The sequence below is a fragment of the Thermoplasmatales archaeon genome, assembly GCA_014361195.1.
In the GTDB taxonomy this organism is placed as follows: Archaea; Thermoplasmatota; E2; order UBA202; family JdFR-43; genus JACIWB01.
The window spans coordinates 190,372-203,209 of record JACIWA010000002.1; the positions used below are offsets into that span (position 1 = coordinate 190,372).

The following is a 12,838-nucleotide window of genomic DNA, read 5'->3' on the forward strand; positions in this document are numbered from 1 at the left end:
TAAATTTTGATGATTTTTTAAAAGTTCTCAATTATAAAATTTTTTATTCCATCAGCTACCTCCTCCCATTTTTCCAAAAACCAGTGGCATCCTTCATAAACAAGCAATTTTCCTCCGTATTTATTCGCTATTTTTGTGACCATATCTGGAGGAGATAGCCTATCATTTTTCATTGCAATGAATAGCATAGGGCATTTAATCTTATTTTCATCAACCGCTATTTTATTCATTGCTATTTCATATGCAACTTGTGATGAATCGCTTCTCGTTTTTTCATATATTTCTCTTGCTTTTTCTTCATCTATGCAGTTAAATATATATTTTCTTGCAAAAGAAAAATCCGGCTTAAAGGGTTTCTTTGAAATTATTTTTGGAAAATATCTCAATGAAGCAATCATTGCCCTTTTTCCAAATTTTATTCCTTTTGGAGGTGCGGAGCAAATTGCTATGCCCGCTTTTATTTCTTTCTCCTCCGCAACTTTTTGCATAAGAAGCCCGCCGAGGGAGTGGCCAATAACAATATCTCCTTTCTTAACATTTTCTTCAACTACTTTTAAATAATCATAAAAAGATGCATTTATTTTATTTGCAATTTGCAAATCGAGGCATTTACATTTGAAGCCTCTGCAATCAAAATATTTTACAATTGGCTCCCATATTTCTGGAGAAGCCCACATTCCATGAATAAATACGAGCATCAATAATAATTTTGAAAAGCTTAAAATATTTTTTTCTAAAAAAGTTATATATTGATGAGTTATTCATTTTCATGGACTTAACTGGCTTGCTAGCAGTGTATTTATATGTTTTTATATTGATTATTTTATCAGAAAAAATTCTATCTCGCTATCCTTTTTATCCTCCCTCTCTTTGAAAACAGGTATATAATGACTTTTCTTGCTGCCGCTCCCTTCATTCCATTAACTTTTTTGATGAGTCCATATTCTCCATTAAAGATAAAAAGCAAAGCTTCTTCCGCTGGGCACGGGCTAGGGCTGGTTTATTATTCAATTTCTTGGACAATACTTGCATATGCTTTCTTCTATGATAAGTTTCTGATAGCGATAGGGATAGTTGCGATGTCTTATGGTGATGGATTTGCATCTCTCTTTGGAACAAAATTTGGTAAAAGAAAATATAAAATATTTGGAGCAATTGCAATGCTTTATTATAACTTTTTTAATGGCATTCAATCGATTCTTTTATTAATTTTTGTTAGCTCTGTTGCTACTATTGTTGAAGGAATAACTCCTAAGGGTTTGGATAATCTAACTGTCTCATTAGCTTCTTCACTTCTCTGCTATGGGATAAAATGCGCTTTATAGTTGTTGATGGCCTAGATGGAGCGGGAAAAGATGCCCATGCGAAATTGATTAAGGAGAGATATGAAAAGAGAAATGAAAAGGTATAATTCGCTCTCACCCTGAAAATGATAACAAATATGGTTTGAAAGCAAAGAAGGCGCTTCTTGAGGGAGGAAAAGTAAATCACATAAAAGCCTCTTTTTATTATGCAATGGATGTTATTCGCTCCATAAAAAAATTTTATGGTAGAGCGGACACCCTTATTGTTGTTCGCTACTTGGTGGGGGTGGCTTATCTGCCATTTCCAATTGCAAAGATATTATACAAATTCTTCTCAACCTTCCTTCCAACCTCTCCCTATATGTTTTTCCTTGATGTTGAGCCAGAAGAATCACTAAGGAGAATTGAAGAAAGAGGAGCAAGAGAAATGTTCGAAAACTTGGAGGAGTTGAGGAAAGTAAGGGAAAAAGCCCTTAAGCTTGTAAAAGGATGGAAAATAATATATACAAATCGCCCCATAGAAGATGTGCAGAAGGAAATAGATGAAATTCTTGACAGGCTGGATGAGGGGGCGAGAGGAACAGGGAGAAGCAAGGGGGAGGAGAAAAATAAGCTACCTGTTCCTCTCATTTTCACCAATTTGTAATAAAAAAATTGTATATAAAATTGTCCCTCCACATCAAAATTGATCTGCTGGAGCAAATATTCTAATATAAAGCTCAAAAGCGGAAAAATTTGCTCTCTCAAATTTTAAGCTAAAGCCAGTTTGGAAACGCAAGATTTTAATAATAGTTTTTGTTAATAGGTAGCCATCACTATGGAGGTGGTATTATTGTCGCTAGATCCATCCGCTGCAAAATATTTGATTAAGGGAAAAATAAGAGTTGAAGGGATAGTTGATAAATCGGACGTAATAGGTGCAATATTTGGCCAAACCGAAGGACTTATAGGCGAGGAGTTAGATTTAAGAGACTTACAAAAATCAGCAAGAATAGGAAGAATAGAGGTTGATATAAAGCATTTGCAAGGTAAAAGCGAGGGAGAATTTACACTTACCTCTGCCCTGGAGAAAGTTGAGACGGTTTTGATAGCATCCGCAATAGAAAGCGTTGATAGAATAGGTCCTTGCAAGGCGGAGCTGAAAATTGAGAAAGTAGAGGATATAAGAATTGCAAAGAGAAAGAGAGTTGTTGAAAGAGCAAAGGAAATATTGGCGGAAATAATGAAGCAGGATAAGGAGGAGATGCCGGACTTAGTTGAAGAAATAAGGCAATCTGTGCAGGTTGAGGAAATAACATATTATGGGAAGGAGCGCCTGCCTGCAGGGCCAAACATTGATAAGAGCGATGCGATAATAATTGTTGAAGGGAGGAATGATGTTGTTAATCTCCTCAGGCATGGGATAAAAAATGTAATAGCGGTTGAAGGGACAAACATACCTCAGACAATAATTGATTTGTGCAATGAAAAAATTGCCACCGCATTTGTTGATGGGGATAGAGGAGGAGAGCTTATTTTAAGAGAATTGCTTCAAGTTGCGGATATAGATTTTGTTGCAAGAGCCCCTCCTACAAGAGAAGTAGAGGAATTGAGTTATAAGCTTGTTATGAAAGCTTTGAAAAATAAGATACCAGCGGAGCAATATCTTGAAAATATGGGAATAAAAAAGGAAAAGAAGAGTGAGCTTGGAGAATATGATAAATTATTTGAGGAAATAAGAGAAAAACATATAGCGGTTTTTCTTGATGATGATGGAAAGGAGATTAAAAGGATAGAAACGGAGAAATTGATTGAGGAAGTTGGGAAAACAAAGCCAAAAACAATAGTTTTTGATGGAATTATAACTCAAAGACTGCTTGATCATGCGTTTGAGAATAAAGTAAAGAAAATTGTGGCTACCGCAATGGGAGAAGTTACAAAAGTTCCAAAAAATCTTGAAATACTTACAGAGAAGCAATAAAATGTATTCACAGAAAGTAATGGATCATTTTTTGAATCCGAGGAATAAAGGTAGGCTGAAGGATGCGGATGCGGTTGGAAAAGTTGGAAATCCTGTCTGCGGGGATGTGATGTACATTTACATAAAAGTTAATGATAATAGAATAGTTGATATTGGATGGGAAACAATGGGATGTGCAGCAGCAATTGCAACATCATCAATGCTGAGTGAGCTTGCAAAAGGAAAAACTCTTGAAGAAGGAATGAAGATAAGCAGGAAGGATATAGCGGATGCACTTGAAGGACTTCCTCCAATAAAAATGCATTGTAGCAATCTTGCAGCTGAAGGACTTCATAAGGCAATTGAAAATTACAGAAACAGGGAAAAAATAATGGAGGAATTTTCAAAAATTGTTGGGGAAAAAGATGCAAAAGCTCTCTGGCAGGCAGGAATAGCAAGCATTGATGAGTTAAGAAAAACTTCAATAGAAGAAATTTCAAACATAATAAGTGCTGAGGGAGTGAGCAGGATAAGAGAATATTTCAAAAAATGAAAGGTAAAGTAATAGTTTTAACGGGCGATGGCAAAGGAAAAACAACCTCCGCCTTTGGGTGCGCCCTCAGGGCGGCGGGGCATGGCAAAAGGGTTGTAGTTATTCAATTTATGAAAGCAAAGCCGAGCGGGGAGGAAATGGTTAAAGTCGGGAATATAGAGGTTTTTAAGTTTGGTGGAGATTTTGTTTTTGAAGCTCGCAGAGAAGATTTTGAGATGGCTGAAAAAGCGATGAAATTTGCAAGGGAGGAAATTAAAAAGAAGCCATTCATGCTTATTCTTGATGAAATAAATGTTGCAGTTGATAAAAATCTTGTAAAAGTTGAGGATGTCATGGAGCTTATAGAGGAAAGAGGAGAAACAAATATAATTCTTACTGGAAGAAATGCAAGAAAGGAAATAATAGAAATTGCAGATATTGTAACTGAAATGAAAAATATAAAGCATTATTACGAAAAAACAGGAGAAACAATTGAGGGAATTGAGTTCTAAGGTTAGTTTTGATTTACAACAAAATTAAATATTCAATTTTAACACTATTATGAAATATCATGAAAAAATAATGCTAGAAAACATAAAAAATATTTGGATAGAAATAATAGCCATAAAAGGATGTATAGAAAATCTTTTGTAAAAGGTGTTGTCTCCCTCTCCTTTATTAAATTATTACTGGCATTTTGTCAACCAAACTTCTCCTTCTATTCCATCATAAATCTGCGGATGTTGTGTTCTCCCCTCGCTCTCTACACGAGGTTTTGCATAGTAAAATGCTTCTTCTGCAGATACCCAGCCATCTTTAGTGCCAGTAAATTCATCTGTTTTAATTCCATCAGCTTTTCCTCTTAATCCTTCCAATAGATAGTATGAAAATACTCCGTACCATTTATTAACGGATTTAAATACTCTTCCCCAAGAAACTTCATCTTCCTTTGATGACGTTAAGATAATTCTTCCTTCTTTTGGTAAAGAGGTGTTTGTTATAAGTCTACCGGAAAAACAACCCTCATCAATAATTATTTGATAAGATGCAAAATCTCTGTACCATACCTCTAAACTTGAATCAAATAACACGCAATCATGAAGCGCATATCCATGACCGCTGAAAAAGAATAAACACACATCATCAGCATCTTCTACATTTCTAATCTTTGAAATTTCACTTTCTACTCTTTTGTATGTAGCTTCCTCATTCAATAATTTTACAACGTGCCACCCACTTGCTTCTAACATAGCTGCAATATCATTAGCTGCGTTGTCACAACCGTAAGCTGGTTTATAGTAAGCACTACATTTTTCGTCATAGTAAACTACTCCTATAACAATTGCCCATCTATTTACTACACCATCTGGCTCTTTTCCACTTTTTGCCATTGTTGTTTTAAAGGCAAAATCGTATCCTAAATCATACCATACTGAACCTTGTCTCTCATAGGCCGAACCATTGGCATAGACATCACTGGTACTATAGTACCATTTATAATAACTGATACTACTCCCAGTAGGACAGTAAAGAACTATGTAATATGGTTTTTTACCTAATGTTCTTATATCAAACAAAACATTTGCAGAGCTTAAATCTATACGAAGCCAACCATTACTTTTACTAACTTCCTCTGGTGAAATAGTAACTCTAGCGATTATTTTTCCATTTAAGTCATCTTTTATGTAAACGTAAAGATCTGATAACTTTTGATAAGGATTGGAGTTGCCTTTCTTACTTTCATACCCTTTTTGATCTGTAGATTTACCTAAGATTTTTGAAATGAAAGAAACAATAATATCTTTAAAGGAAATTCTACCTAAGTTACGCAGACTGTTCATAAGCACACCTGGGTTAGAATCTGAGCTGCTCACCATGTTGTTATTCTCACTGCTATCAGTTTCACCGTTACTATCAGAATATTCAAAAGTTTTCTTTCCAACATATATATACAATTCATTCATCTTTTGTTTTTCAGGATTTGGAATAAATGACTGTGCATAATAAGCTCCACCATATATCTTGACAAATCCACCGCTTGTATCTTCCTGGCTCGGGTCATCGCTACTAACAGTAGGCAATCCTTTACCAACAATTTCAATCTTAGCTACATCAAAGCCTTCGCTTCCTTTGTTATCTTTAACAATCAAACTAACAGTATAATAGCCAGGTTTATCATAAGCATGTTCAACAATCTCGCCATTAGCGGTACTTCCATCTCCAAAGTTCCATTTATAGCTAACAATATAGCCATCTTCATCATAGCTAGCTGATCCATCAAACTTTATAACCTCACCAACTTTATTCTCTCCATAGAAGTTAATCTTTCCAACAGGAGCAGTATTGCTCTTTTCAATCTTAATTGGCTTGCTCAATACTTTATGCTTCCATTCATTATTTTCTGCATTTTTAACAGATATCTTTGGATAATATTCTCCAGCTTTATTATAAATGCAGGAAACATAGAATGGATTTGTATTTGCAAATCCAGTTTTTTCACTTCCATCTCCTAAATCAAGAACGTAATAATACCAGTGAATTTCTTCGCTATTTTCTTTCATTATGATAAAATCTTCGCTATGCTTGCCATCATTTACTAAAACTTTAAAATAAATAGCTTCATTAGTGTAACCATTTTCTTGCAATGCTTCAAAAGAAATGCTCCAGCTTTCTGAAAAACTTAAAGAAGGAGCCAATAGCATTAAAACTATAAAAAAGCTTATTATTCCAGATTTTATTTTTACCTCCATAAATTTAATTAAATTTAAATATATAATTTTTTCTGGTTTTGATTTGTTGCATAAGTTAGCCCTCTTCCACAATCAATGCCTTATCTTCGAATTTAAATATTTGATATGTTTTTTCTCCTTTTAGCCCGCTTTCAATTTTTTTCCTAACATTCCAGTAATTTTCTGGCTCTATATCAATTCTTAAAATTGCCTTCCTTGCATTTATATTTTTCAAAATTTTGTTTATTTCCGAAAGGTTGAATGAGCATATCTCCATAACTTTATACCTTCTTAAAAAAGAAGAATTGTAAGGAATGCTTGAAGTAGCAAGACTTCTCCTCTTTCCAATTTTAATTAAATTTCCATCAAAACCTATTTTTCCAAATAAATTGCTCACCAATCCAGCCTTTACAACAGTTACATCAATTTCATAAATAAATTCTCCAATTTTATCAGAAAAAAATACCTCAATTTTTTCATCCATATCAGTTATTCTTTCCTCGGAAGGCAGGGATACAGCGGAAATATTGCAGGAAGCAAGTTCATTGGTGTAAAGAGCAAGCCTGTTTAAAGTGAAATTAAGAGAAGTATATTCCTTTTCTCCTTCTATTAAGATTTCATTTCTTGAAATCTGAGGAGGCAGTTCAAAAGCTATTTTATCAGTCCTCTTTTTATAAATTTCATAAACTTTCAATGGATTTGGTTCTAAACTATTCAATTTCCTTTTCTTTTCATTTTCTTTTCTTGAGGGGTCAGAAAAAATTGCATCGGCATCTATTCTTTCCACAATTTTTTTATCGAGGCAATCTCCTTCAATAATTTCATAATTTTTTATTCCATTTATTTCCATGTTTAATATTGCCATCTTCGCCCTGTAGCTATCTTTCTCAATTCCTATAACTCTTGCATTTTTTGCAAAAAAAATTAACTGTACCCCCACTCCACAGCTAACATCCGCTATTGAATTACCTTTAACTCTTTTTGCCCTATATTGAGCAATAAGTGGGGGAGTGGAATATTTTAACCCGTATTCATCAAAAAATATATTATGGGATGGAAATTTCTTTGAAGAGATTATTCTGCATTTTGCCATTTCAAAAATTTTCTCCCCAGGAAAATATATTTCTTTAAGCCTGCTGATCACCAGTTTTCTGCTATATCCTTGCCTTATCAGCTTTTCCGCTTTTTTAATTTCTTCTTCTATTTCTTCTATTTTCATGAGTTTCAAATTCTATCATCAACTCGCTTTTTTGAATGAAATCGAGAAATTTTGTTAGCTTATTTAAAGTTTCATTTGAGACAACATGCTCTATTTTGCAGGCATCTTCATCAGCAAGTTTTTCATCCACACCTATTGATACAAAAAAATTTCTCAAGGCATAATGCTTTCCCTCCAATTTTCTTCCAATCCTGCGCCCTTTTTCTGTTAAAATTGCTCCTCTATATTTTGTATACTTAATATACCCTTTCTCCTCCATTTTTTGAAGCATTTCTGTAGCGGTAGATGGCCTTACCTTCATATTTTTTGCAATATCATTTGTTCTTGCGGTTCCCTTCTTTTTTACAAGCCCGTATACGGTTTCAATGTATTCCTCGTATCTTTTATTCTTCATTTCAATCCATATTCCTTACTATTTCCTCCGCTATTTCAAGCGTGCTGGAATTTCCTCCCATATCATATGTTCTTATTTTACCTTCCTCAACAGTTCTTGCAATTCCTTGTTCAATCTTATCCGCAAGCTTTCTTTCCCCGAGCCATTCAAACATCATCTTTACCGCTATAATCATTCCAATCGGATTCACAACATACTTGCCCGCATACTTTGGTGCGGAGCCATGCGTTGGTTCAAAAATTGCATATTTTTCTCCAATGTTTCCGCTTCCCGCAAAGCCGAGCCCGCCCACAAGCTGGGCTGCCTCATCTGAGATAATGTCGCCGAACATGTTTGATGTGACTATTACATCATAATCTGATGGATTTTTCAGCAGCCACATGGTGAGTGCATCTATATTCACTTCTTTATATTCTATGTCAGGATATTGCTGTGCAATTTTTCTCGCTTCTTCTATCATCATTCCTGATGTCTCTCTTAGAACATTTGGCTTTTCTGCAACAGTTACACTTTTTCTACCATATTCTTTTGCATATTCAAAAGCCTTCTTGACAATTCTTCTGCATCCCTCCCTTGTAAATATTCTAACGGATATTGCAATATCTTCAGCGGGCACATCATGGAATTTAAGCATGTTTTTATTCAACTCTAAAGCTTTTCTTACTTCATCTGGCAATGGATAAAATTCAACTCCCACATAGAGGCATTGAGTATTTTCCCTGAATATAACAATATCTATATCATCTCTATAATTCAGTGGATTTCCTTTATATGCCCTACATGGTCTTATATTTGCATATAAATCAAACATCTGGCGGAGCTTTACTATAGGGCTAGAATATTCAACCTTACCCTTCAAATGCTCTGCAACCTCTTCCTGAGCTTCTTTTTTTGATTTTGAAGTTATTGCTCCAAAAAGGGCACAATCTGTTTCTTTTAGTATTTCAACTGTTCTATCTGGGAGTGCATTTCCTTCTTTTTTCCAGAATTCCCAGCCAATATCTCCATAAATATATTCCGCATCAAGCCCGCTAGCATTTAAAACTATCTGTGCTGCATCCATAACATCTTTTCCAACACCATCTCCCGGCAACATCGCAATTTTATATTTCATTTTTTCTCACCTTCATATATGGGATAAGTCCTCCTTCTTTTATTATTGAAAGCAAAAATTTTGGCAATGGTTTTACATCATAAGTTTCGGATTTTGTTAAATTCCTTATTTTCCCATTTTCAACATCTATTTCAATTTCATCCCTTTCATCAATTTTATCCGTTTCAAATTCAAGAGCAGGAATTCCTTCATTTATAGCATTTCTGAAAAATATCCTTGCAAAGGATTTCGCTATTATCGCCTCAATTCCCGCATATTTCAAGCACGTCACCGCCTGCTCCCGCGATGAGCCACACCCAAAATTTTTCCCCGCAACAATTATTTTTGCATTTTTTAATTTTTCATGAAAATTTTTGTCCAAATCCTCCATTGCATGTTTTGCCATTTCTTTTGGGTCAGTTATCTCCAAATATCTCCCTGGATAAATTACATCCGTATTTATGTTATCTCCATACTTAATTACCCTTCCCTTTATTATCATTAAGTAGAAATACGTTGGAAATAAAAAATTTTGCTATCGAGCACTATCTCCGCATGTTAGCTAAAAAATTTGTTTTTAACTTTTATTGTATCTTTTTCAGCCTTTACAACATCTTCACAACCACAATATTGGCAAATTATTTTCCCTCAAACATAAAATGAAAAGGATTTATGAATATCATAGAATATATGGAGAATCATCTTTTGCAACAAAAATATATATAAACATTCCATATTTTACTTGATGAAAAAATTGGTTCCATTATTGTTGATATTTGCAATTTCAATAAATGCAAATGCGGGCTATTACTATTTTCACGATGATACACACCCTTATTATCCAGATGCAAAACTGATGGATGCATCTCCCCCATCCGGCACATATATTTCTTACATAAACATTGATGAAAGGCCCGCTATATGGGCGACTTTGCCTATGGGAAACGATACAAAAATAAGTGGAGATGTTACGGTTGGCTATTGGGTTGAGGCATATACAAAAATAAATGTTCCCACCCAAATAAGAGTATTAAAATTATATCTTGTTGATATTTCCCCAGAAGGAAATGTAGATGTGATTGCATCAACAAGCCCCCGCATCCTCTTTTTTTTGAAAAACAATACCTTAAAATCAGATAACGTATATTTTGAAAATGTTGAATATATTCTGCCAGCCAATCACTTTCTTGGAATAAAAATAGAGAAGGTGGTTGATTTATCATCATTTATTCCTTTAAGCATCCTTTCAACTTTTTTTGACACAAATATATTGTATGATTCCTTAACCGCAAAATCATATGCCCTCATTCCATTGAATATAAGTGAATGGGGAATAAATATAGAATGCTTTACTCAGGAAAAAAGTACAAAACCAGGAAGAAGTGCAACCTATAATCTATACATATATAATAATGGTCCAGAAAGAGATTTGGTAAAAATTTCTACAAATTATAGTGATGACTGGCTGGTAGAAATAAATCCAGAAGAGCTTTTTGTTGATGGAAAGGGATATAATACCTCTATCGTAAGTGTTACTCCTCCATATGATGCAAAAGAAGGAGATTATCTAAACATAACTATAGTTGCACAGGGAAATACAGGATATGATTCAATATGGCTAAATACAACAGTTACTTCATTTAAATATGGAGTGGATGTAATTTTCAAGGAGAAAAATGTAGAGGGAGAACTAGGAAAAAATTTAACAATTCAATTTGAAGTAAAAAATACCGGTGATACAGTAGATACATATAAATTGAAGGTAATATCAAATTGGAGCTGTAGCTTGGAAGAAAAAGAGATAACTCTTGATGAAGGGAAAAGCAAATCAATAAACTTAACGGTTGAAATTCCAAAAAATGCAAAGAGCGGGGAAATTGTTGAAGTTGTTGCGGAATCAGCTAATGCCAAAGATTCAGATTATGTAACCATTTCCCCAATAATTCCTGAAGAAGAAGGCAAAGGAAACATAGGTTTTATACTCTTCATTGCTTTCACCGCCATCCTTCTTTTTATTGCATATTATATAGGAAAAGAAACCGGAAAAAGCGCAATTATAACATGCGATGAAAGGAGCATCGAACTGCCACCCGGCGGAAAGGGAGGCTTTTCTATATATGTACAAAATCCTTCAAAGAAAAGCAAGAGATATAAGGTACAGATAGGTGGGAAAATACCCGCCGGTTGGAAAATTTATTCTGACAAGCAGGAATTTATTCTTGATAGCGGAGAGAAAGAAAAAATAAAGGTTAATGTGATCGTTCCAAAAGAGGAAAGCGTGCAGGAATGGGCATCAATTGATTTCATTGTAATTCCAGAAAAAGGGAAAAAGGAAAAGATAAACATGCTGGTAACTCTTCGCGAAAAAATGCCAGTCCTTAATACAGAAATTCAACATGAGCCAAAAGATTTTAGTGAGGGAGAAAAAGTTATAACAAGGGTTAGAATTGAAAATACAGGAGAAGTTGAAGCGGAAAATAAAAAGGTTATTCTTATAGTAAATGGAAAGGAAAAGAATAGAGTCGAAGGAATAAATATTCCACCGAATTCAATTGTTGAAATAGAAATTCCATGGTTTGCGGAAAAAGAAAACAATGTGGAAATAAAAATAGAGTAAAGGGAAAAAGTAAAGTTGCTGTTGTTGCATAACTATTAAAATAGCCTAAACCTATTTCCTCTTTGGATGGGAATATGAAAAGACAAGGTAGATTACATGGTTCTGGAAGGATTTTTAAGGAGTATCTAAGTTAGTGAGTTTAGGTTCCAGATTATTCTACGATTTGAAGCAAACTCCAAATAAGAATCACCTTAACCCAATAAGAGGAAAAAGAAGAGGTTAGTAGATGCGACATAAATGGAAAGTTCATAATTTTCAAAAAATTGAAGGCGTTGTATGGCAGGAATAAAAATCAGAAGAGATGCGGGTCATACATTTAAAAATAAAAAGTGCGCACGTGAGTTCCGTAAACTAGGAAGAGATGGTATGCTGAGAGCATTTTCTCTGAGTCAAACGTAAATCTGAAGAATATGTAGTGCTACGAAACTAGAAAATATGTTCAATGAAGTTGAATTAAAGTATCTTTTCTATAATGCCTTGATACATTATGATATAACTAATAGAACGCTATGGGCAGATCCATAAGAAGATTTAAAAAATAAAAAAATGAAAGACTAGAAATTGGTTAATTATGCAACAAAGCATAAAAATGGTTATCTTTTTATATTAGAAGAGCTAATCTGTTTTTCCCTTACTAATTAAAAATTTAGGTAAGCCGAAATATTTTTTAAATATTCATATATTTCAGAGATGCGGAAATACCTCTTGTTGATTTAGAACCAGAAAAAGAAGGAATAATTGCATGCATAGAAGGTGGTTTTGGCCTGAAGAGAAGAGTAAGGAGTATTGGATTAAGAGAAGGAAAAAATTTAAGGGTAATAGCATCTCATCCCTTTAGTACAGTTGTTGGGGTAGATGGAAGGGAAATAGGATTTTCAAGTTAAAACTTTTTTACTAATGCTTGACAATAGCTTACTCAAACTTTATGGATTAAATATCCATACAATTATTTTATCAGTTGCAACTCCTCCAGCTTTTCCATAAAAAGCTCCAACAGTTACTTCATATAAT

11 protein-coding genes and 2 pseudogenes are annotated in these 12,838 nt (G+C 34.1%); 7 read left to right on the top strand and 6 right to left on the bottom strand.

All coding sequences use genetic code 11. From position 1 onward, the window contains the following. Nucleotides 1–17 precede the first annotated feature (17 nt). Complete coding sequence (locus tag H5T44_02400; GenBank protein ID MBC7081086.1) at nucleotides 18–698, bottom strand: alpha/beta hydrolase; 681 nt, start codon at nucleotides 696–698, stop codon at nucleotides 18–20. 71 nt (nucleotides 699–769) lie between these two features. Between H5T44_02400 and H5T44_02405 the strand changes: the two are divergent. From H5T44_02405 to H5T44_02425, 5 genes and pseudogenes are all read left to right on the top strand, one after another. Beyond that, nucleotides 770–1,325 (top strand): annotated as a pseudogene (locus tag H5T44_02405) (phosphatidate cytidylyltransferase). After that, nucleotides 1,313–1,950 (top strand): annotated as a pseudogene (locus H5T44_02410) (thymidylate kinase). The pseudogenes H5T44_02405 and H5T44_02410 overlap by 13 nt, the downstream one beginning before the upstream one ends. 171 nt (nucleotides 1,951–2,121) lie before the next feature. Further along, entirely contained in the window at nucleotides 2,122–3,264 is a 1,143-nt protein-coding gene (locus tag H5T44_02415) for a DNA primase (protein ID MBC7081087.1), read from the top strand. A 1-nt stretch (nucleotide 3,265) separates the two neighbouring features. Further along, the gene (gene nifU, locus H5T44_02420) at nucleotides 3,266–3,796 is read left to right on the top strand and encodes a Fe-S cluster assembly scaffold protein NifU (GenBank protein ID MBC7081088.1); all 531 of its coding nucleotides are present in this window, start codon (nucleotides 3,266–3,268) and stop codon (nucleotides 3,794–3,796) included. Continuing rightward, nucleotides 3,793–4,287: a cob(I)yrinic acid a,c-diamide adenosyltransferase gene (locus tag H5T44_02425; GenBank protein ID MBC7081089.1), complete on the top strand. Its 495-nt coding sequence runs from the start codon at nucleotides 3,793–3,795 to the stop codon at nucleotides 4,285–4,287. Before nifU ends, H5T44_02425 begins: the two co-directional genes overlap by 4 nt. 174 nt (nucleotides 4,288–4,461) lie before the next feature. On the opposite strand, the gene H5T44_02430 is transcribed toward H5T44_02425, so the two are convergent. From H5T44_02430 to H5T44_02450, 5 genes are read right to left on the bottom strand one after another with little or no spacing between them, the layout of a single operon-like run. Further along, a complete protein-coding gene (locus H5T44_02430; GenBank protein MBC7081090.1) occupies nucleotides 4,462–6,525 on the bottom strand; it encodes a PKD domain-containing protein in 2,064 nt (687 codons plus the stop codon). Between the two features lie 55 nt (nucleotides 6,526–6,580). Then, entirely contained in the window at nucleotides 6,581–7,723 is a 1,143-nt protein-coding gene (locus H5T44_02435; GenBank protein ID MBC7081091.1) for a class I SAM-dependent methyltransferase, read from the bottom strand. Further along, nucleotides 7,692–8,117 carry a metal-dependent transcriptional regulator gene (locus H5T44_02440; GenBank protein ID MBC7081092.1) on the bottom strand — a complete coding sequence of 142 codons (426 nt, stop codon included), beginning with the start codon at nucleotides 8,115–8,117 and terminating at the stop codon, nucleotides 7,692–7,694. Before H5T44_02440 ends, H5T44_02435 begins: the two co-directional genes overlap by 32 nt. A 1-nt stretch (nucleotide 8,118) precedes the next feature. Next, nucleotides 8,119–9,231, bottom strand: a complete 1,113-nt coding sequence (locus H5T44_02445) for an isocitrate/isopropylmalate dehydrogenase family protein (protein ID MBC7081093.1) — start codon at nucleotides 9,229–9,231, stop codon at nucleotides 8,119–8,121. Beyond that, nucleotides 9,221–9,712 (bottom strand): 3-isopropylmalate dehydratase small subunit, encoded by a 492-nt coding sequence (locus H5T44_02450; protein ID MBC7081094.1) that lies wholly within the window; start codon nucleotides 9,710–9,712, stop codon nucleotides 9,221–9,223. Before H5T44_02450 ends, H5T44_02445 begins: the two co-directional genes overlap by 11 nt. A gap of 243 nt (nucleotides 9,713–9,955) precedes the next feature. Between H5T44_02450 and H5T44_02455 the strand changes: the two genes are divergently transcribed. Both H5T44_02455 and H5T44_02460 read left to right on the top strand, forming a co-directional pair. Continuing rightward, the gene (locus H5T44_02455; GenBank protein ID MBC7081095.1) at nucleotides 9,956–11,827 is read left to right on the top strand and encodes a hypothetical protein; all 1,872 of its coding nucleotides are present in this window, start codon (nucleotides 9,956–9,958) and stop codon (nucleotides 11,825–11,827) included. A gap of 698 nt (nucleotides 11,828–12,525) precedes the next feature. Further along, the gene (locus H5T44_02460) at nucleotides 12,526–12,711 is read left to right on the top strand and encodes a ferrous iron transport protein A (GenBank protein ID MBC7081096.1); all 186 of its coding nucleotides are present in this window, start codon (nucleotides 12,526–12,528) and stop codon (nucleotides 12,709–12,711) included. The last annotated feature ends 127 nt before the right edge of the window (nucleotides 12,712–12,838 follow it).